Below are 25,829 nucleotides of genomic sequence, written 5' to 3' on the forward strand. Positions count from 1 at the left end.
CGGGGGGGCACGGTCCGATGGGGCCGTGCCCCTCTGCTCCTGCGCCGACCAGGCCCGGTCTGTGCGTCCTCGCGCCGGCGGGTCCGCGCCGTTGTGCGTTTGCGCCGGTTCGGCGCGCTTGCAGCGCTGGCCGCTCTCGGTGCCGTCGCCCTTCCCCTGGCATCGGCGCACGCGGGGCACGAGGCCACGGCGTATCCCGCCTTCTACCCGCAGGAGATCCGGCTGGAGGTCCTGCCTCCGGTTCAGGCCGCCCGAGAAATCGCCAGCGGCCGCCTGCACGCCTTCGTGGGGGGCGACCCGCTCGCGGCCGGGGCCCTGCGCGGCGGCGCACCGACCGCCGTGGTCCGCTCCCTGGCAGCGTACCGCATCGTGCGCCTCACCCCCGAGGCGGCGCGCCAGCCGCGCGCCGACCGCTGCCGGCGCCTGGACGCCGCCCTCTCCGCCCTGGGCCGGCGCGCCGCCCGCGGGCGAGACGGGTTCGTCTTCCACCCCTATCCGGTCACGCCGTACCACGAGGACTTCCTGGCCCACGTGGACCGGGCCCGGGCCGCCCGGACGGCGGCCACGGCCCGGCTCATGGCCGGCGCGTCGGGCGTGGTGCTCGAGGAGGTGGCCGTGGCCGACCTGACCGACCCGCCGCCCCTGGGCTGGGTGGCCGGTGGCGCCCTCCCATGGCGGTCTGCGGGCTGGTTCCACGCCTACCGCCTGCTGGAGCGGTGGGCGGGGGCGGCACGGGAGGAGGCGGCGACCATCTTCCGGCACCTGACGCTGGGGGCTCCGCTCCCTCCCGATGCCTCCCAGTCCCCCGGGGAAGCCCTGTCGGCCGGCGGCCGAAGCGACCTCGCCCGGCGCCTCAACCTGGAGCGACACCTGGTGGCCCTGCTGCAACGGGAGTGCCTGGCCCGCGTCGCCGGCTACACGCTGCGGCGGGAGGTCCTCACCACGCACTTCTCCGCCGGAGTGGAGAACGTCGGCTTCGACGCCCACGCCGGCCTGGCCTCGCCGACCTTCGTGCGCACGGTGAAGCTCAAGGAGTTTCCCTGGAATGGGTGGTTGCGCCTGGGGGTGGCGGCTGGCCCCGCTGCGGCCTGGAATCCGGTGGCCGGCTTCACCGACCCCTTCGGGACGCTCGTGTGGGCCGCGGTGGGCGACCCGGCGCTGCTCCCCGCTCCCTATGGGTCGGGGTGGGTGGAGAACCGCGTGCGGGTGGCGGTGCTGGAGCGCCGGGGAGTCCTGGATCGCCTGCTCGGCTGGCTACGTCGTGGCCGCCCGACCGGCGGCGAGGTGGCGGTGCCGGGCGACGCCCTGCTGCCCGACGCCACCGGTGCCCTTCACGCGGTGGGGCGGGGCAGGCGCGCCGCCCTGGCCCTGCGCTACCGGGTGCGCACCTCACACTTCCACGACGGGACGGCGATGACGGCGGCCGACCTCCTGGCCGCCTACGCCTTCGCCTTCCGGTGGGGGGCACCGGCGGACGGCGCGTCCGACCGCGCGGTGGTGGAGCGGACGGCGCTGTTGCGCGAGTGGTTGGCCGGCGTGCGGCCTGCGGGGACCGAGCTGGAGCGGCGGCAGGTCGGCGACCGGGACGTGGACGTGGCGGTCCCGGTGGTCGAGGTCTACCTCCGTCGTCACCTCCCGCCCGAGCAGGCCGCCGTGGTGGCGCCCCCCTGGACCCCGGTCCCCTGGACGGTGCTGGTCCTGATGGACGAAGCGGTCCGGCGCGGGCTGGCCGCTTTCTCGCGGGTGGAGGCGGCGCGCCGCGGCATCCCCTGGCTCGACCTGGTGCGCAACCCCATCCTCCGCCGCCGCCTCCTCGACCTGGCGGGGACGTTCGAACGGGAGGCGTACGTGCCGCCGGCGCTGCAGCCCTTCGTCACCACCGAGGAGGCGCGCGCCCGCTGGCGGGCCCTGCGGCGGTTCGGCGGGCGGCACGGGCACCTGCTCGTCGCCAACGGCCCCTACCGCCTGACCCGCTGGACGCCGCACACCGCCGTCCTCACGGTCTGGCGCGACCTGAGCTACCCCATCACCATCGGCACCTACGACCGGTTCGCCGACCCCCGCCACGCCTACGTCACCGAGGTGCACGTCTCCGGGCGCCGGGTGGAGCTCCGCGGCGAGGTGGAGCGCGTGGTGCGCTACCAGCGCACGACCGAGCTGGTGCGCCACCTGATCGGGGACCTCAGCATCCCCGTCACCGAGGCGCCGCCGGAGTGCCGCTATGTGGTCGTGGACCCGCAGGGTCGGGTGACCGCAGCGGGGATCTGCAGATATGCGGGTGATGGCCTGTACCAGGCGGATCTGCCGGCCAAGGGCACAACCCCGGTCGCCACCCTATACCTCGCCCTGCTCGTTGACGGCAACGCCGTGCATCCCCCAATCAAGTCCACACTGCTCTCTGGCCCCTGAGCTGTGTCCTCCAAGGCCCAAATGGTGTCAGAGGGGAGAGGGCGCGGGTCGCAGGATATTGACTTTGTATGATATGCTTTACTGAGGTTACCAAAGCAAGTATTACCAAGCATGATAACCTTACCAATCATGTCTACCGCGACCGTTAGCAGCAAGTTGCAGATTACCATCCCTGCCACGATCCGGAGGGCGCTGGGGATCAAGCCAGGAGACCGTCTGGAGCTCACTGTCCGGGGAGATCACGCGGAACTGCGGAAGGTCCGTCCGAATCCCGCAGAGGTCGTGAGAGCGCTGCTTCAGGAACTCGACCTCCGGGCCTTGCACGAGGAAACGGGCGGAGATGCCGTGAAGCACGTCCGGCGCCTGCGCTGGGGCGATGACGAGCCTTGACACCAATGTGATCCTGGCCGCCTTCGATCCTCAGGACGCCTCGCACCAGGCTGCCCTGACACTACTGGATCGGGTTGGAGCGGGGGGCGTGGTGCTTTGCCCGGTGGTCTACGCGGAGCTGGCGGCCTCCCAAGCGTGGGAGGCCCTCAAGACCTTCCTGCAGCGCACGGAGGCGGAGGTCCTCTGGGAGATGCCGCAGGCCGTGTGGGAACGGGCGGGGAGTGCGATGGGTGCGTATGCCCGGATGCGACGACACGGGGCGCTCCCGAGGCGCATCGCTGCCGATTTTCTGATTGGCGCCCACGCAGAACACCATGGGCTTCGGCTCGCCACGCTGGACCCGGTGATCTACCGAACGGTCTTCGAGGGCGTGCCGCTGCTGCGCCCCTGACCCGCCACCAGCGCGCGCAGCTCGGCGCGGCGGATCTTCCCCGTCGTCGTCATCGGCATCGCCTCCAGGAACTCCACCCGCCGAGGGTAGGCGTAGGCGGCCAGGCGCCGCTTCACGTGCGCCTGGATCTCGGCGGCCAGCGCCGGTGACGGCGTGTAACCGGGGCGCAGCGTGACGAAGGCGGTCACCACCTGCCCGCGCACCGCGTCGGGCGCCCCCACCACGGCCGCCTCCGCCACGGCCGGGTGGGTGAGGAGACTCGCCTCCACCTCGGCCGGCCCGATGCGGTAGGCGCCGCTCGTGATCAGGTCGTCGGTGCGGCCCTCGAAGGTGAAGTAGCCCTCCGCGTCCCGGCGGGCCACGTCGCCGGTGCGCAGCCAGCCGTCCCGCACCTTCTCGCGGGTGGCCTCGGGGTTCCGCCAGTAGCCCAGGAAGACCACCGGGTCGCCGTCCGCCCGTACGGCCACCTCCCCGGGCTCCCCCACCGCAGCCGGGGTGCCGTCCTCGCGCAGGACCGTCACCTCGTGCCCGGGGAAGGGGCGCCCCATCGACCCGGGGCGCACGGGGAAGAGGCGGACGCAGTTGCCGCAGACCAGGTTGGCCTCGGTCTGGCCGTAGATCTCGTGCAGCGGCACCCCCGGCAGCGTCTCCGCCGCCCACTCCAGGATGGCCGGGCTCACCGGCTCCCCGCCGCTCATCACCGCCCGCAGGGCCAGGGCGCGGACGAGCGGGGCGCCCGGCCGCACCACCGGCATGGCCATCTTGAGCGCGGTGGGCGGCAGGAAGACGTGGGTGACGCGGTAGCGGGCCATCAGGGCGACGGCGCGCTCGGGGTCGAAGCGGGTGGTCTCGAAGGCCACCACGGGCCCGCCCAGGCGCAGGCCGGGGAAGAGGAGGTCGTAGGCCCCGCCGATCCAGGCCCAGTCGGCGGGCGTCCAGTACACCTCGCCGCCCTGCGGGACGAAGTCGAAGTAGAGCTGCACCGAGGGGAGGTGGCCGAGCAGGACGCGGTGGCCGTGCAGGGCACCCTTGGGCGGCCCCGTCGTCCCCGAGGTGTAGATGATCAGGGCGGGGTCGTCGGGCGAGGTCACCACCGGCGTGAAGCGCTCGGAGGCCTCCGCCAGGAGACGGCTCCAGCGCAGGTGGCGGGGGCGTGTCGCACCGTCCCCCTCCGGCAGCTCGACCGCGCGGCCGCCGTCCGCCACGATGACCGTGCGCAGCGCCGGGAGGCGGTCGCGCACCTCGCTGAGGGCCGGGAGGACCATGGGGTCGGCGATCGCCACGGTGCAGCCGCTGTGGTCGAGACGGTAGGCCAGCGCGTCCGGCCCGAACATGCGCGTGAGCGGGACCGCCACCGCCCCCATCCGGTAGCAGGCCAGGTGGCTGACCGCCGTCTCGACGCGCTGGTGCAGGATGACGGCCACGCGGTCTCCGCGCCCGACCCCCAGGGCCGCCAGGGCGTTGGCCAGGCGGTTGGCCTCGCGGCGCAGCTGGCCGTAGGTCCAGGTGGCGCTCTCCCCCTCGGACGACTCGTAGAGGATGGCCGGCCGCTCGGGGTCGACGTCGGCCCAGCGGTCGCAGACGTCCAGGGCGATGTTGTAGGGATGGGGGACCGCCCAGCGAAAGGCCGCCCGCGCTTCCTCGTAGGGCCGGCCGATGAAGTCCTCCGGGCGGATCATCCCGCGCGCGGCGGCCGCAGCCCTACCCTGCGGGCACGGCGCCGGAGGGAGAGGGGCTCCGGTGCGGGGGCGCCGCGGCGCCTGCCGCGGCGACCTGGCGGGCCAGCACCCACACCGCCGCCACGACGGCGGCCAGCACCACCCAGATCAGCACGCGGGAGAGGCCGGAGATCAGCGAGATCGTCCCGCTGCTGAGTCCGGTGAGGGCCAGCCCCAGGACCGGCAGGACCGGAGCGCCGCACCCCGCCACGCTGCACGGCATGGTGGAGAAGCCCAGCGTGGAGAGCACCGCGCCGGCCGTCCCGGCCGGGCCGCCGCGCCGGCCGGCGCCCGCCACGCCCGCGCGCAGCTGGGCGCGGCGCTCCAGCCACAGGGCGGTGTAGGCGCCGAAGAGCACGCCCATGAGCAGCCACCGTCCCACGTCGCGGGTGGTCACCGTGAAGCCCCACTCGGCGGCGTCGTACTCGCCCGAGGCGACGAACCACAGCAGCGCCGCGTTGGCCAGGAAGCGCGCCTTCTCCGTCCAGGGGGCGGGGTCGTCGCGCAGCCAGGCGGGGACGCGGCGCAGCCAGGGGTTGAGCGAGATGTGGTCGGCGGGCTTGCGGGCCACGGAGAGGACGAGCGGCGGCAGGATCAGGTTCAGGGCCAGGATGGCCAGGACCACGAGGAAGACCGTCCCGCGGCGGCGCCGGACCGCGCCGACCGCGGCGGAGCCGATCTGACGCAGCGGCACGCCACGCATGGTGCTACCCCCTGATCGTGCGCATCACCTCGGCGTCCTCGAACGCCTGCTGCGGGCTGCCCTCGAAGATGATCTCACCGCGGTCGATCACGTACAAGCGCTGGGCCACCCGGCTGGCGGTCATGACGTTGGACTCGGCGACGAGCAGCGAGACCCCCATGGCCCGGATCTGCAGGACGGCGTCGGCGAAGCGCTGCACCACCACCGGGGCGAGCCCCTCGAAGGACTCGTCCAGGAGGAGCAGGCGCGGCCCCAGGGCCATGGCCCGGGCGATGGCCAGCATCTTCTTCTCCCCGCCGCTCAGGTGGAGCCCGCGCCGGTCCAGCAGCGCCTCCAGGTGCGGGAAGAGCTGGAAGACCTGGCGTCGGCGGTCCGGCGCGTCCGCGGCCTCCTGACCGTCGCCGCGCGGTGCGCCCCCCAGCCACAGGCCCAGGCTCAGGTTCTCGGCCACGGTCAGGTCCGGGAAGACCCCGGCGTCCTCGGGGGCGTAGGCCAGGCCCAGGCGGGCCCGCTCGTGGGGCCCCAGGCGGGTGAGATCGCGCCCGGCGAAGGTGATGCGCCCGGCGCGCACCGGCAGCAGGCCCATGATGCTCTCCATGGTGGTGGTCTTGCCGGCCCCGTTGCGGCCCACCAGCGCCACCACCTCGCCCGCTCCCACATGCAGCGAGACGCCGCGCAGGACGTGGGCGTTCCCGCGGTAGGTGTGCACGTCACGGACGTCGAGCAGGACGTCGGCGACCATCAGGCGTGCCCCAGCAGCGTCTCCGCCACCCGCGGGTCGGCGCGGATGGCCTCGGGCGCGCCGTCGGCGAGGATGCGCCCCTGGTGCATCACCACGATGCGGTCGGAATAGCGGAAGACGATGTCCATGTCGTGCTCGACGATCACCGCGGCCAGGCCCAGCTCACGCACCACCCCGGCGACGATGTCCATGATCGCCCCCTTCTCCCGCGTCCCCACGCCGCTGGTGGGCTCGTCCAGGAAGATGAGGGTGGGCCGCAGCGCGTAGGCCACGGCCACGTCCAGGAGCTTGCGCTCCCCCTGGGCCAGGTCGGCCGCCGGGGTGCGCCACTTGGCCTCCAGCCCGAAGTCCCGCAGGACGCGGAAGGCCTCCTCCTGCACCGCCCGGTCGCGGTCGGCCAGGGCCAGGCCGCGCCGGATGGTGCCTTCGCGGGCGAAGATGGCCAGCCGCACGTTGTCCAGGGCGGAGAGCTGGTCGAAGAGGTTGACCAGCTGGAAGCTGCGGGCGATGCCGGCGCGGATGCGCGACTGCACCGGCAGGTGGGTGATGTCGCGCTCCTGGAAGAGGATGCGCCCGTCGTCCGGGGGCAGCAGCCCGCTGATGAGGTTCACCAGGGTGGTCTTGCCGGCGCCGTTGGAGCCGATCAGCGAGAGGAACTCCTTCGGCTCGACGCGGAAATCCACCCCGTCCACGGCGGCCAGCGCACCGAAGCGCTTGCGCAGCCCCTGCGTCTGCAGGAGCGCCATCACGTCCCCTCCCGGGCGCGCCGCCGCATCACGCCCCCTCCCGGGCCCGCCGGCGCAACCACCCCAGCGCCCCGATGATCCCCTGCGGCATGACCAGCACGAGCGCCACCAGGATCACGCCCAGCAGCCCCTGCCAGTACTGCGTCGTCTTGATGACGTAGGTCTCCAGGTAGTTGTAGGCCACCCCGCCCACCATGGGACCGGCGAAGCTCTTGAAGCCGCCCAGCACCGCCATGAAGACGATGCGGCCGGAGAACGGCCAGTAGAGGATGTCGGGGGTGACCAGCCCGTTGAGCGGCGCCCACAGCGTCCCCGCCAGCCCCGTGACGCCGCCGGAGACGACGAAGGCCAGGTAGCGGTACCGCCGCACCGGGATGCCCACGAAGCGCGCCCGCACCTCGTTGTCGCGGATGGCCTGCAGCGCGTAGCCGAAGGGCGAGTGGGTGAGGACCCACAGCAGTCCCACCGCGGCGAAGAAGAGCAGGAGGACGTAATAATAGTAGGTCGTGGCCAGGAAGGCGAGCTTGTCCTCGGTCCGCACGAGCCCGCCCAGCAGCCCGGGCGTGGGGATGCGCAGCCCGTCGGTCCCGTTGGTGATCCAGAAGAACTTGAGCGCCAGCGCCCACAGCACCTGCGAGAGCGCCAGCATCAGGATGGAGAAGAAGATGCGCGTGTACCGGACAGTGACGAGGCCGAAGACCGCCGCCAGCAGCACCGTGGCCGCGACGCCAGCCGCCAGCCAGAGCTCCATGGTCGTGACGCCCAGGTAGCGCACCAGGAAGCCCACCGTGTAGGCGGCGCCGCCGAAGAAGGCGGAGTGGCCGAACGAGAGCAGGCCGGTGTAGCCCAGCAGCAGGTTGAAGCCCAGCGCGGCGATGCCGAAGATCAGCCCGTAGGTCATCTGGATGCGCTGGAACGGGGAGGCCAGCACCCCGACGAGCGGCACGCCCTCCAGGAGGGGCAGGAGCAGGAGGAGCAGGGCCAGCGGCCCGAGCGCCCAGGCCGCCGCCGGGCGGCGCGCCGTCGGCACCGGAGGGGCCAGGGTGGGTTGGGCCTCGTTCACGCCCGTCCCAACAGCCCCGCCGGCCGCGTGACCAGCACGGCCGCGGCGATGAGGTAGAGGACAGCCAGCTCCAGCTCCGGGAAGTACTGGATGGCCACGGTGCGCACGATGCCCACGATCAGCGCTCCGGCCAGCGCCCCCTCCAGGCTGCCGAGCCCGCCGATGACCACGACGACGAAGGCCAGCACCAGGGCGTCCACGCCCATGCCGAGCACCGCGCCCTGGATGGGCACGATCACCGCGCCGGCCAGCCCGGCCATGAGCGTGCCCAGCGCGAAGGCCAGGACGTAGGTGCGGCCCACGTCGATGCCCATGGCCGCGGCCATGCGCCGGTCCTGCGAGGTGGCGCGCAGCACCACCCCGAAGCGGGTGCGGTAGACCACCGCCCACAGCAGCGCCGCCACGGCCAGCCCCAGCACGATCACCAGGAGGTTGTAGCGGGGGTAGACGGCCCCCAGCACATTGGCGCTGCCGAACGCCGCCCACAGCCCGCTGGCGGACAGCGGTGTCGCCCCCCAGAGGATGCGCATGACGTCCTCCAGGATGAGCAGCAGCCCGAAGGTGATGAGCAGCTGGTACTCCTCGGCGCGGCGGTAGAGGGGGCGCAGCAGGGTGGGCTCCATTACCGCGCCCACCACGGCCACGACCGCCGCCGCCACCGGCAGCAGCAGGACCAGGAGGGGCGGGGCGGTCCCGGGGATGCCGCCGCTGAGCGAGGCGCCGGCGACCCCCACCGCCCAGGCCATCACGTAGGCCCCCAGCGCGTAAAGGTTGCCGTGGGCCAGGTTCACGATGCGCATGACGCCGTAGATCAGGCTCAGCCCGCCGGCGATGAGGAAGAGCACCGCCGCGTAGAGCAGGGCGTTGAGGACCTGGACGGCCAGGACGTCCATGGATGTAGCCCTACGTTCCCCAGGCCCGGGGTCGATCCCTCCCGCAGCAGGTCAGGGGCCCATCACCACCACCGCACGCCCCACGATCTCCCCCCGGTCGAGGGCGGCGTAGGCCTCCGGGGCGGCCTCCAGCGGGTAGCGCCGGGTGATGGTGCGCTCCGGTCGGATGGCCGCGGCCGCCGCCAGCTGCAGGATCCGCGGCATGTCGGCGCGGACCCGCGCCCCGTAGGAGCCGATCACCCGCACGCCGCGCCGCACCAGGCGGGTGATCTCGACGGAGACCGCCGCCCGGCCCGGGGCGATACCCACCACGACGACCCGCCCCCCGTCGGCTACCGCGCCGAAGGCCTGCTGCACCGTCTCCGGGCGGCCCAGCGCCTCGAAGGCCACGTCCACCCCCCGGCCGCCGGTGAGGCGCAGGATGGCCGGGACCACCTCCTCCTCCCCGGCGTGCACGGTGTCGGTGGCGCCCAGTGCCCGCGCCGCTTCGAGCTTCTCCGCCCGCACGTCCACGGCGATCACCTGCGCCGCGCCGACGAGGCGGGCGAGCTGGACGAGGTTCGAGCCGACGCCGCCGGTGCCGATGACCGCCGCCGTCTCGCCGGCGCGCAGGTCCGCCTGGTGACGGACGGCGCCGTAGGCTGTGAAGACAGCACAGCCGAGGATGGCGCTCTCCGGAAGCGGCAGCTCGTCAGGCAGCGGGAAGACATCGGTGGCCGGGACCACGGCGTACTCGGCCAGTCCCGCCATGCTGTACATCGCCAGCGGCGTGCCGTCGGGGCGCCGCAGCCGGGTGGTGCCGTCGTAGAGCTGGCCGCGCAGCCGGTTGAGCTCGAAGAAGGTGGCGCACAGGTCGTCGCGCCCCTGGGCGCAGAAGGCGCAGGTGCCGCACGGCATGATGAAGGCGCAGACCACGCGGTCGCCTTCGCGCACCCCGCCGACGCCCGGTCCACGCGCGGCCACCGTGCCGCTGATCTCGTGGCCCAGGACGGCGGGGGTGGGGAAGGCCACCTCGCCTTTGATGACGTGCAGGTCGGTGTGGCACACGCCGCAGGCGGCCACCCGCACCAGCACCTCCCCGGCGCGGGGCGCGGGGACCGGGACCTCCTCCACCTGCAGCGGCGCCCCGACCGCGGGCAGGACGGCGGCACGCATCATCGGTGGCATGGCCCACCCCCGGATCGGCAGGTGCGCGGTTTGTGACGGAGAGCTGGCGGCCTGGGAGGATCGGTCCACCTGAAGCTCCTCCTCGACACCCACGTCCTCTGGTGAGCCCCGACGCCGGCCCCGCTCACGCGGGCGGCGCTCCCCGGTAGGCCAGGTCGAGGAGCTCCACCGTGTGGCGGACCGGCAGGGGGATGCCGGCCCGGGCCAGCGCCGCGCGCAGCTGCACCAGGCAGCCGATGTTGCCCGAGGCCACCACCGCCGCCCCGGTGGCACGGATGGCCGCGGCCTGGCGGTCGCCCAGCGCGCGGGCGATCGCCGGCTCCTCCAGGTTGTAGATCCCGGCCGAGCCGCAGCACGCCTCGCCGCCGGTCACCTCCACCACCTGCGCGTTGTCCACCGCGGCCAGCAGCCGGCACGGCGCTGCACGGATCCCCTGGGCCTGCGCCAGGTGGCAGGCGTGGTGGTAAGCCACGCGCACCGGTGCCGGAAAGCGCGCGCCCGGGATGAGGCCGAGGCCGTCGAGCACCTCGCTGACGTCGCGCACGCGCCGGGCGAAGGCCTCCGCGCCGGCTCCCTCGCCGTCGCCGGCAAAGAGCAGCGGGTAGGCCTTCATGGCCGAGCCGCACCCCGCCGCGGTGGTGACGACGGCGTCGACGTCGCGGGGGACGGCGGCCAGGAGCTGTCTGGCCAGCGTCCGGGCCTGGCCGTCGGCCCCGGCGTGCATGGGGAGCGCCCCACAGCACCCCTGGGCGGGCGGGACCAGGACCTCAACGCCGTTGCGGGTCAGCACGCGTACGGCCGCGGCCGTGATCGCCGGCGCCAGCACCTGCTGCACGCACCCCACGAGCAGGGCCACGCGCGCCCGCCGTCGGCCCTCGGCCGGGACAACGGCCGGCAGCGGCACCGGTGGCGGCAGGTGGTCGGGGAGGAGCTCCAGCATGGCGGCCAGCGGCATCGGCAGCAGGCCTCGCAGCGGCCGTGCCAGCAGCCCCGCGCGCGCCGCCGCGCGGAATCGGCCGGGGTAGGGCAGCGTGCGCAGGGCCAGCGCGCGGACCGCGCGCGCCAGCAGCGGCCGGCGGCGGCGGCGCTCCGCGTGCGCCCGGAAGGGGACCACCAGCGCCTCGTAGTGCACGCCCGACGGGCAGACCGCCTGGCAGGCCAGGCATCCCAGGCAGCGGTCCACGTACTGCAGCGTGGCCTCGTCCGACGGGAGGCGCCCCTCCAGCACGTCCTTCATCAGGAAGATGCGCCCGCGCGGCGAGTCCATCTCCTCGCCCAGCAGCTGGTAGGTGGGGCAGGCCGGGAGACACAGGCCGCAGTGGATGCAGGTCTCGATGGCACGGACCATGCCCGCGCCGTGTGGGCCGAGGGTGGCTGCGGGGATCTGGTGGTGCACTCAAGCCACCTCGGGGAAGCGGCCGTGGGGGTCGAGGGCCGCCTTCACCCGCCGCAGGAAGGCCTGCTCCAGCGGCGCGCCCAGCAGGAGGCGCGCCGGCGGCCGGGGTGCGCGGATGACGAGGCCGCGCAGGCCCAGCCCGGCGAGCAGGTCGTGCAGGGTCTCGAGGTCTTGGGGCCAGGCCACCCAGGCCACCTGGCCGCCGGCGCTGTAGCGCCGCGTGGGCGCAGCGGCCGGCGATGTGCCTGCGGCGCCCGTGGGGTGGTTGCCCGCGGCCGGATGGGCTGCCTGCCGCTCCAGCGCGGCCTCCAGCGGAGGGATGCGGAGCGGGGTGAGCGGGACCTTCACCAGGGCCGCATCGGGCGGCGCCCAGGTAAACTCGCGCGCCTCGTCCCACAGGCGCTCCTCCTCCCGGGGGACCACCTCGCCGCCTCCCAGGAAGGCGCGCAGCCGGTCGATCCTGGCGCCAAGCGCCGAGGCGTTCCCGCCGAGCCGCAGCCACAGGCGCCCGGGCGGCTCCAGGTCCACGGCCTCCAGATCGAAGGGTGCCCGCCCCAGGCGCACCAGGGCGTCGAGCGCCTCCGGCAGCGCGGGACGGTCGAGCCGCACCGTGGCGGTGGCCTCGGGACGCGGGAAGACCTTCAGGCTCACCTCGACCAGCACGCCGAGCCGCCCCAGGCTCCCCACCATGAGCTTGGGCAGGTCGAACCCCGCGGCGTTCTTCACCACCCGGCCGCCGCCGCGCACCAGCGCCCCCGTGCCGTCCACGAAGCGCACGCCGATGACGAAGTCGCGCACCCCGCCGTAGCGGTGGCGGCCCGGGCCGCTCAGCCCGGCGGCGACGGTGCCGCCCAGGGTCGCGCCGCCTGGCGCGAAGGGCGGGTCGAAGGGGAGGTACTGCCCGGCGCGGCCGAGCAGTGCCTGGACCTCGGCGAGCGGTGTCCCGGCCAGCGCGGTGAGGGTGTACTCGGCGGGGTCGTACTCGACGACGCCGCGCAGCCCGCGCAGGTCGAGGGCGGCGGCGCCCGCGGGTGGCGCACACAGCGGGGGCTTGGTGGCGCCGCCGCGGGGCAGGAGGCGGGCGTGTGCACGGACGGCCTCGGCGGCCTCCTCGGGAGAGCGGACCACCAAAGGCGCCGGGTGGATGACCCCGGCGGGCTCAGCCGACCAGGGCGGGGACCGGTTCACCGAGCACCTTCCCCCGGTTGGCCAGCTCGCGCGGGTCCATGGCGCGGCGCAGGCGGCGCATCAGCGCCAGGTCATCGGGGCCGAACATGCGCGGGAGGAAGTCGCGCTTCTCCATCCCCACGCCGTGCTCGCCGGTGATGGAGCCGCCCAGGCGGATGCACAGCTCCAGGATCTCCCCCGCCAGCGCCTCCGCCCGCTCCAGCTCCCCGGGACGGCGGCCGTCGTAGAGCACCAGCGGGTGGAGGTTGCCGTCGCCGGCGTGGAAGACGTTGGCCACGCGCAGGCCGTAGCGGGCGCTGAGGCGCTCGATCTCGGCCAGCGCCTCCGCCAGGCGGGTGCGGGGGACGACCCCGTCCCCGGTGATGTAGTCGGTGCTGAGGCGGCCCACCGCCGAGAAGGTCTCCTTGCGCCCCTTCCAGATGCGTGCCCGCTCTTCGGCGTCGCGGGCCACGCGGATTTCCGTGGCGCCCGAGGCCTGCACCACCGCGTGCAGCCGGGCAAACTCGGCGTCGGTCTCCGGGGCTTCGCCTTCCACCTCGACGATCAGGATGGCCGCCGCATCGGTGGGGTAGCCCGCCCCCACCGCCGCCTCGGCCGCTTCGATGGCCAGGCGGTCCATGATCTCGATCGCCCCCGGCAGGATCCCCGCAGCTACGATGCGCGCCACCGCCTCGCCGGCGGCGGCCAGCGAGACGTAGCTCGCCAGCAGGGTGCGGTAGGCCTCCGGACGGGGCAGGAGCCGCAGCGTCACCTCCAGGGCGATGCCGAAGAGCCCCTCGGAGCCGACGAAGAGGCCCACCAGGTCGGGGCCCACCGCCTCCAGGCTCTCCCCGCCGAGCTGCACCACCTCGCCGTCGGCCAGCACCGCCTCCAACCCCAGCACGTGGTTGGCGGTCATGCCGTACTTCAGGCAGTGCGCCCCGCCGGAGTTGAAGGCCACGTTGCCGCCGATGGTGCAGACGGGCTGGCTGGAGGGGTCGGGAGCGTAGTACAGGCCAAAGCGCGCGGCGGCGTGCGAGACCTGCAGGTTGATGACGCCCGGCTCTACCACGGCCAGCCGCTCGTCCGGGTCGATGCGCAGGATGCGGTTCAGGCGGTTGAGGGCGATGACCAGGCCTTCCGGGACGGGCAGGCTGCCCCCGGAGAGGCTGGTGCCGCTGCCCCGGGCGACGAAGGGGACCCCGTGGCGGTGGCAGAGGCGCACCGCCTCCACCACCTCCGCCTTCGTGTCGGCCAGCAGCACGGCCGCAGGACGGGCACGGAACCCCGTCAGCGCGTCCGACTCGTAGGGCGCGAGCGCCGCCGGGTGGGTGAGCAGGCGCTCCCGCGGGACGCGCCGCGCCAGCTCCTGGAGCCAGGCCGGGTGCGGCATCGCGTCGCTGTGCCCTTCGCGTCGCCCCGGACGGGCTCCTCCTCGTACGCCCACCGAGGGGAGCGCGCCGCTCGGGTGGAACTCTCCTCGTAGTTCATCTGGAGGTTACGAACCATGCCCCCCACCCTCGAGGTCCTGACCCCGCCCCCGCCCGGGACGGAGGAGGTGCTGAACGCGGAGGCGCGGCGCTTCCTGGCCGCCCTGCACGCGGAGTTCGATGCGGTGCGCCGCGGCCTGCTGCGCCGCCGGGCCGAGCGCCAGGCGGCCCTGCTGGCGGGCGAGCTCCCGCGCTTCCCCCCCGAGACCCGGGAGGTGCGCGAGTCGGCGTGGCGCGTGGCGCCGGCCCCGCCCGACCTGGAGCACCGCTGGGTGGAGATCACCGGACCGGTCGACCGCAAGATGATGATCAACGCGCTCAACTCGGGGGCGCAGGTCTTCATGGCCGATTTCGAGGACGCCCTCAGCCCCACCTGGGAGAACATCATGGCGGGCCAGGTGAACCTGCAGGACGCCGTGCGCCGCCGCCTCACCTTCACCAGCCCCGACGGCCGGGTCTACCGGCTGCAGGAGCGGACGGCCACGCTGCTGGTGCGCCCGCGCGGCTGGCACCTGGAGGAGAAGCACGTGGCCGTGGACGGCGTCCCCATCGCGGGTGCGCTCTTCGACTTCGGCCTCTACATGGTCCACAACGCCCGCGAGCTCCTGGAGCGCGGCACGGGGCCGTACTTCTACCTACCGAAGCTGGAACACCACCTGGAGGCGCGCCTGTGGAACGACGTCTTCCAGTTCGCCCAGGACGCCCTGGGCATCCCGCGCGGGACGATCCGGGCCACGGTGCTGGTGGAGGTGGTCCTGGCCGCCTTCGAGATGGACGAGATCCTCTACGAGCTGCGCGACCACGCCTCGGGGCTCAACGCCGGGCGCTGGGACTACATCTTCAGCATCATCAAGAAGTTCCGCCACCGGCCGGACGTCGTGCTCCCCGACCGCGCTCAGGTGACGATGACCGTCCCCTTCATGCGGGCGTACACGGAGCTCCTGGTGCGCACCTGCCACCGCCGCGGCGCCCACGCCATCGGCGGCATGGCCGCCTTCATCCCCTCGCGCCGCGACCCGCAGGTGAACGAGGTGGCGCTGGCCCAGGTGCGCGCCGACAAGGAGCGCGAGTCGGGGGACGGCTTCGACGGGACCTGGGTAGCCCACCCCGACCTGGTCCCCGTGGCCCGGGAAGTCTTCGAGCGCGCACTCGGGGGGCGGCCCCACCAGAAGGAGCGCCTGCGCGAGGACGTCCAGGTGGGCGAGGCCGACCTGCTCGACATCCGTGTCCCGGGCGGGGAGATCACCGAGCGCGGGGTGGTGAACAACGTCAGCGTGGCGCTCCAGTACCTGGACTCCTGGCTGCGCGGCGTGGGGGCGGCGGCGATCTACAATCTCATGGAGGACGCCGCCACCGCCGAGATCGCCCGCTCGCAGCTGTGGCAGTGGGTGCGCCACGAGGCGGTGATGGCGGACGGCCGTCGCCTGACGCCCGACGCGTACCGCCAGGTGCGGGAGGCCGAGCTGGCGCGCCTGCAGGCCCAGGCCCCCGCCGGGCACCGCCTGGCGGAGGCGGCGGAGATCCTCGACACGCTCGTGCTGGCACCGGACTTCGTGGAGTTCCTGACGCTGCTGGCCTATGCCCGGCTCCCGTAACGGCCCCATCCGGGACCTCCCGCCCGCCGGAGCGCTGCCGCCGGCCGCTATTCCGCGCCGGCGCGACGCGGTGGCCCACGTCCTCCGCGCGCGCCTGCCGGGGCGGCAGCTCGTCGTCGTCAGCAACCGCGAGCCCTACGTCCACCGGCGCACGCCGCGCGGGCTGGAGGTGGAGCGGCCGCCGGGCGGGCTGGTCGAGGCCCTCGACCCGGTGATGCAGGTCCTCGGGGGCGTGTGGGTGGCCTGGGGGAGCGGCAGCGGCGACCGGGAGGCGGTGGACGTCCACGACCGCGTGGCCGTTCCCCCGGAGGCGCCGCGCTACCTGCTGCGCCGGGTCTGGCTCCCCGAGCGCGTGGTGGAGACCTCCTATTACGGCTACGCCAACCAGGCGCTGTGGCCGCTGTGCCACCTGGCGGTGACGAAGGCGCGCTTCCTGCGCCGCTACTGGGAGGGCTACGTCGAGGCCAACCGCCTCTTCGCCGCCGCGGCGGCCGAGGAGGCGGAGCCGCGCGCCTTCGTCTGGGCGCAGGACTACCACCTGGCCCTCTTCCCCGCCCTCCTGCGCGCCCAGCGCCCCGACCTCTTCCTGGCGCACTTCTGGCACATCCCCTGGCCGGCCTGGGACGTCTTCCGCGCCATGCCGGCCGCGCAGCGGGCGCCGCTGCTGCGGGGCCTGCTGGGCAACGACCTGCTCGGCTTCCACCTGGAGCGCTTCCGCGAGACCTTCCTGGAGTGTGTGGAGCGGGAACTGCCCGACGCCGACGTGGACTTCGCCAACGGCGTCGTCGACCTGGAGGGGCACCGCACCACGGTGCGCGTCTTCCCCATCAGCATCGACGTGGAGCGCTTCGAGGAGCTGGCCGCCTCCGCCGCGGGGCGGCGCTGGATGGCGCGGTGGCGGGCCCGCCCCGAGGTGGGCGACCGCGCGGTGGTGGCGGCGGTGGACCGCCTCGACTACTCCAAGGGCATCCCCGAGCGCCTGCGCGGGGTGGACCGCTTCCTGCGCCGCCACCCCGAGTGGCGCGAGCGCGTGGTCTTCGTGCAGAAGGCGGCGCCCACCCGCACGCGCATCAAGGCCTACCAGGAGCTGCAGGCCGAGGTGGAGCGGCTGGTGGGGGAGATCAACGCCCGCTACGGAGCGCCGGCGTGGACGCCGGTCCTCTACCTCCCCGAGCCGATGCCGCGCGTGGCCGTGGCGGCGCTCTACCGCCTGGCCGACGTCGCCGTGGTCAGCTCCCTCCAGGACGGGATGAACCTGGTGGCCAAGGAGTTCATCGCCGCGCAGGTGGACGAGCGCGGCGTGCTCATCCTCAGCGAGCTCTCCGGGGCGGCCGAGGAGATGGCCCACGCCCTCATCATCAACCCCTACGACGAAGAGGGCTTCGCCGAGGCGCTGCGCCGGGCGCTGGAGATGCCGCTGGAGGAGCGGCGGGCCCGGCTGCGGCCGATGCGCGCCTACCTGCGCCAGCACGACGTCTACTGGTGGATGGAGGAGATCGTGGCCGCCGCGGCCCGGCTCATCGCCCGCCGCCAGGAGACCCGCCACCTGCTCGGGGACCTCGCCCGGCTGCGCGCGCTCTTCCAGCGGCGCCGCCCGGCGCTCTTCCTCGACTACGACGGGACCCTCGTCCCCATCGCCCCCCGGCCCGCCGACGCGGTGGCCGGCCCGGAGGTGCGGCGGGTCCTGCAGGACCTGGTGGCCGCCGGGATCGAGGTGGCCATCGTCACCGGCCGGGCCGTCGCGGAGATCCGCCGCCTGCTGGGGGTCGAGGGGGTGCTGTACTTCGGCAACCACGGCCTGGAGGTGGAGGGGCCGGCGCAGCCGCCGGTGGCCGAGGCGGCGGAGCGGCTGCGCGGGCAGATCCGCGACCTGACCGCCCAGCTCCGTGAGGCGCTGGCAGAGATCCCCGGGGTGATCGTCGAGGAGAAGGGTTTCGGCAGCAGCGTGCACTACCGGCTTGTGGCCCCCGAGCAGGTGGACCGGGTGAAGCAGGTGGTGGGGGCGCTGGTGGCCCGGGCGCGCCCGTGGGTGCGGCTGACCCGCGGGAAGAAGGTGCTGGAGCTGCGGCTGAGCCTGCCGTGGGACAAGGGGCGAGCGGTGCTCTGGTGGCTCCACCACCGCTACGGGCCGGAGTGGGACCGGCAGGTCGTCCCCATCTACATCGGGGACGACCGCACCGACGAGGACGCCTTCGGCGCGCTGCTGGCCCGCGGCATCACCGTGACGGTGGCGCCGGAGGCGCCCACGGCGGCGGCCTACTACCTGCGCGACACCGACGAGGTGCTGGCTTTCCTGCGCGACCTCCCGGGGCTCACCGCCCCGGAGTCGGCCGTGGTGGCCGGCTGAGGAGGGATGGGCGTGCTGGACGAGACGCTCGTCCGCGAGGTGCTGGCACGGGCGCGGCGCGGCGGCAGCGACTTCGCCGAGGTGTACGCCGAGCGCTGGCGCCGGCGCACGCTGCGGGTGCTGAACGGCGAGGTGAAGGAGGCCGCCAGCGGCCTGGAGTACGGGGCGGGGCTCCGCCTCTTCCACGGCACAGAGGTCACCTACGGCTACACCAACGACCTGACCCCCCAGGGGCTGCTGGCGCTGGCGGCCTCCCTCACCGCGCTGCGGGGCCAGGCCGGGCGGGTGGACGAGCGTGGCGGCGGCGGGCTCGATTTCCGCCGCGCCCGCGCCCGGGGCCTGCACACCCCGCGGGTGCCTTTCGACGCCCATCCCCGCCGCTACCGCCTGGAGCGGCTGCTGGAAGCGGACGGCGCCGCCCGCGTGGCCCCCGAGGTGCGGCAGGTGGAGAGCGTCCTGGAGGAGTGGGAGCAGGAGGTGCTGGTGGCCAACACCGAGGGGGCCTGGGTGGAGGACCGCCGCGTGCGCACGCGTCTGCGCGTGACGGCCATCGCCGAGGACGCCGGGGTGGTGCAGACCGGCGTGGCCTGGCAGGGGCTCAGCGTGGGGCTGGAGCTGCTGGAGACCCACCCCCCGGCGGTGCTGGGGCGTCGCGCCGGCGAGCAGGCCATGACCAACCTGCGCGCCCGTCCCGCGCCCGCCGGCACGATGCCGGTGGTGCTGGGGCCGGGCTTCGGCGGGGTGATCTTCCACGAGGCGGTGGGCCACCTGCTGGAGACCACCGCGGTAGCGAAGCGGGCCTCGGTCCTGGCCGACCGCCTGGGGGAGCCGGTGGCCAGCCCCGTGGTCACCTACGTCGACGACGGCACCGTCCCGCACGCCTGGGGGAGCAGCGAGTTCGACGACGAGGGCGCCCCCACCGAGCGCACCGTGCTCATCGAGCGCGGCATCCTGCGCAGCTACCTGGTGGACCGCTGGGGCGCGCTGCGCACCGGCTACCGCCCTACCGGCTCCGGACGGCGGCAGGACTACACCTTCGCCCCCACCTCGCGCATGCGCAACACCTTCATCGCCCCCGGCACGACGCCGCTGCGGGACCTCTTCGCCCAGGTGGACGACGGCCTCTACGCCGTGGGCTTCCGCGGCGGCCAGGTGCGGCCCGGGTCGGGCGAGTACAACTTCGGGGTCCAGGAGGCCTACCGCATCCGGCGGGGCGAGGTCGCCGAGCCGGTGCGCGGCGCCATGCTGGTGGGCAAGGGGCCGGAGACGATCATGCGCGTGGTGGCGGTCTCGGACGACCTGGCCCTGGGTGCGGGGATGTGCGGCTCGCTCTCCGGCTCCATCCCCACCGAGGTGGGACAGCCGCACGTCCTGGTCTCGGCGATCGTCGTGGGCGGCGAGGCATGACCGTCGACGAGGCGACGCGCTACGTGCTGGAGCGGGCCCGCGCCCGGGGGGTGGCCGTGGAGGTCCTGGGCACCCGCGCGCGCGAGACCTCGGTGCGCGCCTTCCAGGGGCGTGTGGAGCAGCTCACCGAGGCGGTCCGCGGGGGGCTCGGCCTGCGCGTCGTGGTGGACGGGCGCGTCGGTTACGCCTACAGCGAGGAGCTCACTCCGGCGGCGCTGGAGTGGGCGCTGGCCGAGGCGCTGGAGAACGCCGCCCTCCAGCCGCCCGGCCAGGGCTTCCTCCCGGTGGGCGGGGCGGTGGGGGAGCACGACCTGGTCGGGGACCGCCTGCAGGCGCCGCTGGCGGCCAAGATCGGCGCGGCGCTGGGGTTCGAGGGGACGCTGCGCGAGGACGCGCGGGTGAAGCAGGTGGTGCTGGCCGGCTACGTGGAGCGTGAGCAGGAGGTGCGATTGGCCAGCACGGCGGGGAGGAGCGGGGCCTACCGGCGCGGGCTGGTGGGGACCGTCGGCTCCGTGGTGATGCAGCAGGGGAGCAGCCTGAAGCAGGCCTGGGAGGCGCGGTTCGTCACCGACGTGGCCGCGCTCGACCCCGGGCGCACGGCCCTCGACCTGACGGAGCGCACGGCGCGGCTGCTCGGCGCGCGCCCGCTGCGCACGGGGCGCTACCCGGCCTACCTCGAGCCACGACCCCTCGCAGCGCTGCTGGCGGCGTTCTGGCCGATGTGGAGCGGCAAGATGGTGCAGGAGGGGAAGAGCCGCCTGCGCGGCCGGCTGGGCGAGCGCGTCGCCTCGCCGCTGGTGACGCTGGTGGACGACCCCACGCTGCCCGACGGCCTGGCCACGCGCCCCTTCGACGCCGAAGGCACGCCGGCCCGTCCCCTCACCCTGGTCGAGGACGGCGTCCTGCAGGCCTTCCTGACCAACAGCGAGACGGCGCGGGCGCTCGGCCTGCCCAACACCGGCCACGCCGCGCGGAGCTACCGCGGCGTGCTGGGGGTGGCGCCCTCCAACCTCTACCTGGCGCCGCGCGGGCCGCTGCCGCTCGCGCAGGGGGTGCTGGTGGCCGAGGTCATGGGCGTGCACGCGGGGACGAACCCGGTCACCGGCGAGTTCTCGGTGCAGGCGCTGGGGCTGTGGGTGGAGGACGGCGCCGTGGCCTACCCGCTGGAGAACTTCACGGTGGCGGGGGACTTCCTCGACCTGCTGGCCCACGTCGTGGGCGTCGGCGACGGGCTGCGGTGGGAGCTGGAGGGGCCCTCGGCCTTCGGCGCCCCGGGCCTGGTGGCCGTGGAGTCCCTCTCCTTCGCGGGGGAGTCCTAGTCCCCCGGTCCCTCCTGCGGTGTCGGCCGGCCCACCTGGTAGGCCAGCTCCGCCCCGAAGAGCAGGATGACCGCCGAGACGTACAGCCAGACCAGGAAGACGATGATGCCGGTGAGCGAGCCGTAGACGATCTCGTAGCGGGCGAAGCTCTCCAGGTACCAGAAGAACGCCCGCTTGGTCACCTCGAAGAGGACCCCGCCCATCACCGCGCCCGCCACGGCGTTGCGCCAGGGGATGAGGACGTTGGGCAGGTAACGGTAGATGACCAGCAGGGCCAGGGTGCTCAGCAGCACCGGAGCCAGGAGACCCAGGAGCGCGGACAACCCCCACCCATGGAACCGGCTCACCGCCGGGGACATTCCCGGGTAGGCGCTCAGCACGCGCAGTGCGGCTGAGCCGATCAGCGACGTCATGAGGAAGAGGCCCCCGGCGGCCACCAGCGCCAGCTCCACGAGCTTCCGGAAGAGGAAGGGGCGGGGCTGCTGCACCCCCCAGATGCGGTTGAGGGTGTGGCGCACCATCGCCGCCACGGACGTCGCGCTCCAGAACAGGCCCAGGATGGCCACCACCCCGAAGGTCCCGCGCGCCCGCAGCACCTCCGCGATGTTGCGGTCGACGAACGCGGCGGTCTCCGGCGGCAGGTAGCCGGCCAGGGTGGCCATGAGGGCCTGCCGCACCTGGGCCTGGTCGACGAAGAGGCTGACGACGGCGATGACCCCCAGCAGCAGCGGGAAGACGGAGAAGAGCGCCGAGTAGGCGATGGCCCCGGCCATGGGCAGGGCGTCGTCGCGCAGGAACTTCTGGTACGCCTCCCAGACGAGCCAGGCGGGACGGACGCGCGGCAGGGCGAGGGGGCGGTGCAGCGAGAGACGCACGACCCGCCCATTGTACCAGAGCGGGTGTACCAGAGCGGGCGGACCGGTCAGCCTCCCCCGACCCGTGGTGGCCTGTCGCCGGCGTGTCGTGTTTGCGCCACCTTGACGGCACGCACCGTAAGACTGTAGAGCTCCCCACCGCTGCGCGCGAGGACCTCCACCGTGGCGAAGCCGGCCCGGGTGATCCGCTCCAGATAGGCGGTCTCCGGCTCCGCACCGTCGAGGCACGCCGCCCACCGGGCGGGATCCGCGGGGCCGATGCGCTGGCCGCGCCGCACCATGTCCGACACCACCAGCCGCCCCCCCGGCCGCAGGACGCGGAAGGCCTCGGCGAAGGCGCGGTCCTTGTCGGGGACCAGGTTGATCACACAGTTGCTGATGACGACGTCGGCGGAGGCGTCCGGCAGCGGCAGGTGCTCGATCTCCCCCAGCCGGAACTCGACCTGCCCGATCCCCAGCCGGCGGGCGTCCTCCCGGGCCGCCCACACCATCTCGGGGGTCATGTCCACACCGATGACCCGCCCGCTCGGGCCCACCCGCTGCGCGGCACGGAAGGCGTCCAGCCCGCGCCCGGAGCCCAGGTCCACCACCGTCTCACCGGGGCGCAGCGCCGCCGCCTCCACCGGGGAGCCGCATCCGAGCGAGGGGATGGCCGTCTCCGGGGCTCCGTCGGCCGTGGAGTACACAGACGCCGAGCCGCAGCCGTCGCCCGGGCCGCAGGGCTCAGCGGGGCTGGAGCCGCAACAGCCGCCTCCCGCGGCCCGCGCGTAGTGTTCGCGCACGGCCGCTTTGATGGCGCGCTCCGACGGTGCCTGATCCGCCACGCTCATCGATCCACCTCCTCGCCCCGGACCCGGCTCCCCCGCTCTTCGTTGAGCGTTGGGTTCCTCCGTTCGTCTCATTTCTCGTCCAGCCGCAGGTGCATCGCCGTGGCGCTGGCGCAGCAACCCTCACGGCACTCCGGCGATGCCTGGACGCGAGGGTCGAGGCTGTCCCGGTCCACCTCGCGGAAGCCGAGTCGACGGAAGTAGGGTGCGGCCGTGGTGGTCAGCAGGACGACCTCCTGCACGCCGGTCTCCCGGCCCCGCGCCAGGGCCGCTCGGACGAGCCGCTCCCCCAACCCGCAGCCGCGGTGGGCAGGATCCACACAGACGGAGCGGAGGAGCCCGACCTCGCCGTAGGCCTCGAGCCCGGCACACCCCACGACGCGACCACCAGCCTCGGCCACCAGGAAGGCCTCGAGGCGCTCGGCCACCCCGACGCGCGGCAGGTCGGCAGCAGCCAGCAGCTGCAGCAGCGCAGGCAGGTCCCCCGGCCGGGCCGCCCGCAGGTAATACATCGATGCATCTCGATTAAATGACATTCTATGGTGATCCCTATACGTGATGCCTCAGAGGAGCTCGAGCAGCCCTTCCACGGCTGCTTTCACCGCCGGCCGAACCAGCCGGTAGTAGGCCCACGTGCCCCGCCGCTCCGACGTGACGAGCCCGGCTTCCCGCAGGACGCGCAGGTGGTGGGAGATGGTGGGCTGGGCTACCTCAAAGGCGGCCTCGATCTCGCAGACGCAAAGGCTCTCATGGCGGGCCAGCAAGTGCATGATGCGCAGGCGGACCGGATCGGCCAGGGCCTCGAGGCGGGCCTGCTGCCGGGCGAGGGTGGCGTCGTCGAACTGCGTGCGGGCCACCTCCTGCAGGCAGTCAGTGGCGCAGCAGCTCCGCCGCTTCTCAGGAGACACTGCTGTCATCGTCCCCATGGCCATGTGACCCCCACCCCCTCCGGCTCGCTTTTAATCGACAAATGTCAATCTATGACCCGCCGACCCGCCTGTCAAGGGGTTCCTGCCCCGGCGGTCCCGGCCGCCAGCATCGACTTGCCAGGCCACACTAAGCTCCCAGGGTGATGGCGCCGCGCATCCCAAAGCCATCGTGCGCTGCCACATGGCGAAGTCATCACGCCTGCGCACTCCAAGGCCGCCGCGCCTGCGGCGCAGGCGACTTGACCTGGAGCAAGAGGCGAACTCGGCCCGGGCCGAGTTCGCGCGACTCGTCGGCATCGACCTCGCGCTGGCGGGGCCGCTGGGAGGTATGCTCGAACGTGGGAGCCATGGCAGGAGACGGCGACGGCCGGACCTGCCGCCATGCCGGCGCAACCACGGAGGATCCCGCGACGATGACGCCACGTGGGAAGGTGAAGGCCACGCCCCAGGAACCCGCCGCCAGGACGGAGGCGGCCATGCCGTACCGCCTGCTGGCCGAGACTTACCGCCGCCTCGAGCAGACGGCCGCGCGATTGGAGATCATCGAGATCCTGGCCGGCCTCTTCCGCCAGACCCCTCCCGACCTGCTGCCGCGGGTGGTCTACCTCTGCCAGGGCAAGATCGCGCCGGACTTCGCCGGCGTGGAGATCGGCCTGGCGGAGAAGCTGGCCGCGCGCGCCGTGGCCGACGCCACCGGGACGGCGGTCACCCGCGTCGCCGAGGAGCTGCGCCGCCAGGGCGACCTGGGCACCGTGGCCGAGGGGCTGCTCGGCCGCCGGCGGGGCGCCCCGCAGGCGCTCACGGTCGACGAGGTCTTCGACCGCCTCCAGGCCGCCGCCCAGGCCGCCGGCAAGGGGGCGCAGGGACAGAAGATCGCCATCCTGGCCGACCTGCTGCGCCGCGCCGCGCCGCTGGAGGCCCGCTACCTGGTCCGCACCGTGACGGGGAAGCTGCGCCTGGGCGTGGGCGACGCCTCCATCCTGGACGCGCTGGCCGAGGTGCACGCCGGCGGCCGGGCGAAGCGCCCCGTGCTGGAGCGCGCCTACAACATCTGCTCCGACCTGGGGCTCGTGGCCGAGACGCTGGTGCGCGGCGGGCTGGCCGCCGTGGAGGGCATGGAGGTCCGCCCCGGGCACCCCGTGCGGCCCATGCTGGCGCAGCGGCTGGCCACCGCGGAGGAGATCCTGGCCAAGCTCGGCGGGCGGTGTGCCGTCGAGTACAAGTACGACGGCGAGCGGGTGCAGGTGCACCGGCTCGCCGGCACCTTCCAGCTCTACTCGCGGCGCCTGGAGAACATCACCGCGCAGTTCCCCGACGTGGTGGCCCTCCTGGAGCGGGGGCTGCGGCCGCGCCGCGCCATCCTGGAGGCGGAGATCGTGGCCGTCGAGCCGGACACGGGGGAGCTGCGTCCCTTCCAGGACCTGATGCAGCGCCGCCGCAAGTACGGGATCGCGGAGGCGATGGCGCGCATCCCCGCCGGGCTGTTCGCCTTCGACCTCCTCTACGCCGACGGGGAGGACCTGACCCGCCGCCCCTACCCCGAGCGGCGGGAGGCGCTGGTGCGGGCCGTGGCCACAAGCGAGCGGCTGCAGCTCGTGACCTGGACGCTCGTCGACAGCGCCGAGGCGCTGGAGCGGTTCTTCGAGCAGGCCGTGGCCGACGGGTGCGAGGGGGTCATCTGCAAGGCGGTGGGGCCGGAGGCCGTCTACCAGGCCGGGGCGCGCGGCTGGCTGTGGATCAAGCACAAGCGGGAGTACCGCACCGCCCTGCAGGACACCCTCGACCTGGTGGTGGTGGGCGCCTTCTACGGCCGGGGGCGGCGCAGCGGCACCTACGGGGCGCTGCTGGTGGCCGCCTACGACCCCGAGGAGGAGCGCTTCCCGACCTTCTGCAAGGTCGGCAGCGGCTTCTCCGACGCCGACCTGGCGGCGCTGCCGGCGCGGCTGCGGCGCTACGAGCGGCGCGACCGCCCGCCGCGGGTGGACTCGCGCCTGGAGGCGGACGTCTGGTTCGAGCCGGCGGTGGTCATCGAGGTGGTGGGCGCCGAGATCACCCTCTCGCCCATCCACACGGTGGCCTGGGGGCGGGCGCGCGAAGGGGCGGGGCTGGCGCTGCGCTTCCCGCGCTTCACGGGGCGGTGGCGCGAGGACAAGCGGCCGGAGGACGCCACCACGGTGGAGGAGATCTGGCAGCTCTACCAGCGGGCCCGGCGGCGGGCGGTGAAGGTGGAGGGGTGAACCGGCGGGCGGGGACGG

At 74.0% G+C, this 25,829-nt stretch carries 22 protein-coding genes; 8 read left to right on the forward strand and 14 right to left on the reverse strand.

The window, feature by feature from the left end; translation table 11 throughout:
* Nucleotides 1–99 precede the first annotated feature (99 nt).
* The 3 genes from RB146_07600 to RB146_07610 all read left to right on the forward strand — a co-directional run bounded on the left by RB146_07600 (nt 100) and on the right by RB146_07610 (nt 3,190).
* Nucleotides 100–2,409 carry a hypothetical protein gene (locus RB146_07600; protein ID MDQ7828843.1) on the forward strand — a complete coding sequence of 770 codons (2,310 nt, stop codon included), beginning with the start codon at nt 100–102 and terminating at the stop codon, nt 2,407–2,409.
* Between the two features lie 129 nt (nt 2,410–2,538).
* Nucleotides 2,539–2,799, forward strand: a complete 261-nt coding sequence (locus RB146_07605) for an AbrB/MazE/SpoVT family DNA-binding domain-containing protein (protein ID MDQ7828844.1) — start codon at nt 2,539–2,541, stop codon at nt 2,797–2,799.
* Nucleotides 2,786–3,190 carry a type II toxin-antitoxin system VapC family toxin gene (locus tag RB146_07610; GenBank protein MDQ7828845.1) on the forward strand — a complete coding sequence of 135 codons (405 nt, stop codon included), beginning with the start codon at nt 2,786–2,788 and terminating at the stop codon, nt 3,188–3,190. The genes RB146_07605 and RB146_07610 overlap by 14 nt, the downstream gene beginning before the upstream one ends.
* Here the strand turns inward: RB146_07610 and RB146_07615 are convergent.
* From RB146_07615 to RB146_07660, 10 genes are all read right to left on the reverse strand, one after another.
* Complete coding sequence (locus RB146_07615; GenBank protein ID MDQ7828846.1) at nt 3,148–4,869, reverse strand: AMP-binding protein; 1,722 nt, start codon at nt 4,867–4,869, stop codon at nt 3,148–3,150. The two genes, RB146_07610 and RB146_07615, sit on opposite strands and share 43 nt — an antisense overlap.
* 22 nt (nt 4,870–4,891) lie before the next feature.
* Nucleotides 4,892–5,611, reverse strand: coding sequence for a hypothetical protein (locus RB146_07620; protein ID MDQ7828847.1), 720 nt, complete (start codon nt 5,609–5,611; stop codon nt 4,892–4,894).
* 4 nt (nt 5,612–5,615) lie between these two features.
* Nucleotides 5,616–6,353, reverse strand: a complete 738-nt coding sequence (locus tag RB146_07625) for an ABC transporter ATP-binding protein (GenBank protein ID MDQ7828848.1) — start codon at nt 6,351–6,353, stop codon at nt 5,616–5,618.
* Complete coding sequence (locus tag RB146_07630; GenBank protein MDQ7828849.1) at nt 6,353–7,099, reverse strand: ABC transporter ATP-binding protein; 747 nt, start codon at nt 7,097–7,099, stop codon at nt 6,353–6,355. Before RB146_07630 ends, RB146_07625 begins: the two co-directional genes overlap by 1 nt.
* A gap of 28 nt (nt 7,100–7,127) precedes the next feature.
* Nucleotides 7,128–8,162, reverse strand: coding sequence for a branched-chain amino acid ABC transporter permease (locus tag RB146_07635; GenBank protein ID MDQ7828850.1), 1,035 nt, complete (start codon nt 8,160–8,162; stop codon nt 7,128–7,130).
* Nucleotides 8,159–9,055: a branched-chain amino acid ABC transporter permease gene (locus RB146_07640; protein ID MDQ7828851.1), complete on the reverse strand. Its 897-nt coding sequence runs from the start codon at nt 9,053–9,055 to the stop codon at nt 8,159–8,161. Before RB146_07640 ends, RB146_07635 begins: the two co-directional genes overlap by 4 nt.
* Before the next feature lie 51 nt (nt 9,056–9,106).
* Nucleotides 9,107–10,210: a zinc-binding dehydrogenase gene (locus RB146_07645; protein ID MDQ7828852.1), complete on the reverse strand. Its 1,104-nt coding sequence runs from the start codon at nt 10,208–10,210 to the stop codon at nt 9,107–9,109.
* 136 nt (nt 10,211–10,346) lie between these two features.
* A complete protein-coding gene (locus RB146_07650; GenBank protein ID MDQ7828853.1) occupies nt 10,347–11,618 on the reverse strand; it encodes a heterodisulfide reductase-related iron-sulfur binding cluster in 1,272 nt (423 codons plus the stop codon).
* On the reverse strand, nt 11,619–12,806 hold the full coding sequence (locus RB146_07655; GenBank protein ID MDQ7828854.1) for an FAD-binding protein: 1,188 nt from the start codon (nt 12,804–12,806) through the stop codon (nt 11,619–11,621).
* Nucleotides 12,778–14,178 carry an FAD-linked oxidase C-terminal domain-containing protein gene (locus RB146_07660; protein MDQ7828855.1) on the reverse strand — a complete coding sequence of 467 codons (1,401 nt, stop codon included), beginning with the start codon at nt 14,176–14,178 and terminating at the stop codon, nt 12,778–12,780. The genes RB146_07655 and RB146_07660 overlap by 29 nt, the downstream gene beginning before the upstream one ends.
* 114 nt (nt 14,179–14,292) lie before the next feature.
* Between RB146_07660 and aceB the strand changes: the two genes are divergently transcribed.
* From aceB to RB146_07680, 4 genes are read left to right on the forward strand one after another with little or no spacing between them, the layout of a single operon-like run.
* On the forward strand, nt 14,293–15,870 hold the full coding sequence (gene aceB, locus RB146_07665) for a malate synthase A (GenBank protein ID MDQ7828856.1): 1,578 nt from the start codon (nt 14,293–14,295) through the stop codon (nt 15,868–15,870).
* Entirely contained in the window at nt 15,854–18,217 is a 2,364-nt protein-coding gene (locus RB146_07670; protein ID MDQ7828857.1) for a bifunctional alpha,alpha-trehalose-phosphate synthase (UDP-forming)/trehalose-phosphatase, read from the forward strand. Before aceB ends, RB146_07670 begins: the two co-directional genes overlap by 17 nt.
* A gap of 12 nt (nt 18,218–18,229) precedes the next feature.
* Nucleotides 18,230–19,624, forward strand: coding sequence for a TldD/PmbA family protein (locus tag RB146_07675; GenBank protein ID MDQ7828858.1), 1,395 nt, complete (start codon nt 18,230–18,232; stop codon nt 19,622–19,624).
* Entirely contained in the window at nt 19,621–20,943 is a 1,323-nt protein-coding gene (locus RB146_07680; GenBank protein MDQ7828859.1) for a metallopeptidase TldD-related protein, read from the forward strand. The genes RB146_07675 and RB146_07680 overlap by 4 nt, the downstream gene beginning before the upstream one ends.
* On the opposite strand, the gene RB146_07685 is transcribed toward RB146_07680, so the two are convergent.
* The 4 genes from RB146_07685 to RB146_07700 form a co-directional block, all read right to left on the reverse strand.
* Complete coding sequence (locus RB146_07685; protein MDQ7828860.1) at nt 20,940–21,818, reverse strand: YihY/virulence factor BrkB family protein; 879 nt, start codon at nt 21,816–21,818, stop codon at nt 20,940–20,942. The two genes, RB146_07680 and RB146_07685, sit on opposite strands and share 4 nt — an antisense overlap.
* Nucleotides 21,819–21,865: 47 nt before the next feature.
* The gene (locus RB146_07690) at nt 21,866–22,648 is read right to left on the reverse strand and encodes a methyltransferase domain-containing protein (protein ID MDQ7828861.1); all 783 of its coding nucleotides are present in this window, start codon (nt 22,646–22,648) and stop codon (nt 21,866–21,868) included.
* 68 nt (nt 22,649–22,716) lie between these two features.
* Nucleotides 22,717–23,157 (reverse strand): arsenic resistance N-acetyltransferase ArsN2, encoded by a 441-nt coding sequence (gene arsN2 / locus RB146_07695; GenBank protein MDQ7828862.1) that lies wholly within the window; start codon nt 23,155–23,157, stop codon nt 22,717–22,719.
* A gap of 51 nt (nt 23,158–23,208) precedes the next feature.
* The gene (locus RB146_07700) at nt 23,209–23,502 is read right to left on the reverse strand and encodes a metalloregulator ArsR/SmtB family transcription factor (protein ID MDQ7828863.1); all 294 of its coding nucleotides are present in this window, start codon (nt 23,500–23,502) and stop codon (nt 23,209–23,211) included.
* A gap of 485 nt (nt 23,503–23,987) precedes the next feature.
* Between RB146_07700 and RB146_07705 the strand changes: the two genes are divergently transcribed.
* Nucleotides 23,988–25,811 (forward strand): ATP-dependent DNA ligase, encoded by a 1,824-nt coding sequence (locus RB146_07705; GenBank protein ID MDQ7828864.1) that lies wholly within the window; start codon nt 23,988–23,990, stop codon nt 25,809–25,811.
* The last annotated feature ends 18 nt before the right edge of the window (nt 25,812–25,829 follow it).

Source organism: Armatimonadota bacterium (genome assembly GCA_031081585.1).
Classification (GTDB): domain Bacteria; phylum Sysuimicrobiota; class Sysuimicrobiia; order Sysuimicrobiales; family Humicultoraceae; genus Geohabitans; species Geohabitans tengchongensis.

Coding starts and splice junctions, on each gene's coding strand:
- RB146_07660 (MDQ7828855.1), bottom strand. CDS start 14,178: ATGCCGCACCCGGCCTGGCTCCAGGAGCTGGCGCGGCGCGTCCCGCGG.
- RB146_07630 (MDQ7828849.1), bottom strand. CDS start 7,099: ATGGCGCTCCTGCAGACGCAGGGGCTGCGCAAGCGCTTCGGTGCGCTG.
- RB146_07625 (MDQ7828848.1), bottom strand. CDS start 6,353: ATGGTCGCCGACGTCCTGCTCGACGTCCGTGACGTGCACACCTACCGC.
- arsN2 (MDQ7828862.1), bottom strand. CDS start 23,157: ATGTATTACCTGCGGGCGGCCCGGCCGGGGGACCTGCCTGCGCTGCTG.
- RB146_07610 (MDQ7828845.1), top strand. CDS start 2,786: ATGACGAGCCTTGACACCAATGTGATCCTGGCCGCCTTCGATCCTCAG.
- RB146_07690 (MDQ7828861.1), bottom strand. CDS start 22,648: ATGAGCGTGGCGGATCAGGCACCGTCGGAGCGCGCCATCAAAGCGGCC.
- RB146_07705 (MDQ7828864.1), top strand. CDS start 23,988: ATGACGCCACGTGGGAAGGTGAAGGCCACGCCCCAGGAACCCGCCGCC.
- RB146_07645 (MDQ7828852.1), bottom strand. CDS start 10,210: ATGCGTGCCGCCGTCCTGCCCGCGGTCGGGGCGCCGCTGCAGGTGGAG.
- aceB (MDQ7828856.1), top strand. CDS start 14,293: ATGCCCCCCACCCTCGAGGTCCTGACCCCGCCCCCGCCCGGGACGGAG.
- RB146_07680 (MDQ7828859.1), top strand. CDS start 19,621: ATGACCGTCGACGAGGCGACGCGCTACGTGCTGGAGCGGGCCCGCGCC.
- RB146_07670 (MDQ7828857.1), top strand. CDS start 15,854: ATGCCCGGCTCCCGTAACGGCCCCATCCGGGACCTCCCGCCCGCCGGA.
- RB146_07620 (MDQ7828847.1), bottom strand. CDS start 5,611: ATGCGTGGCGTGCCGCTGCGTCAGATCGGCTCCGCCGCGGTCGGCGCG.
- RB146_07615 (MDQ7828846.1), bottom strand. CDS start 4,869: ATGATCCGCCCGGAGGACTTCATCGGCCGGCCCTACGAGGAAGCGCGG.
- RB146_07605 (MDQ7828844.1), top strand. CDS start 2,539: ATGTCTACCGCGACCGTTAGCAGCAAGTTGCAGATTACCATCCCTGCC.
- RB146_07640 (MDQ7828851.1), bottom strand. CDS start 9,055: ATGGACGTCCTGGCCGTCCAGGTCCTCAACGCCCTGCTCTACGCGGCG.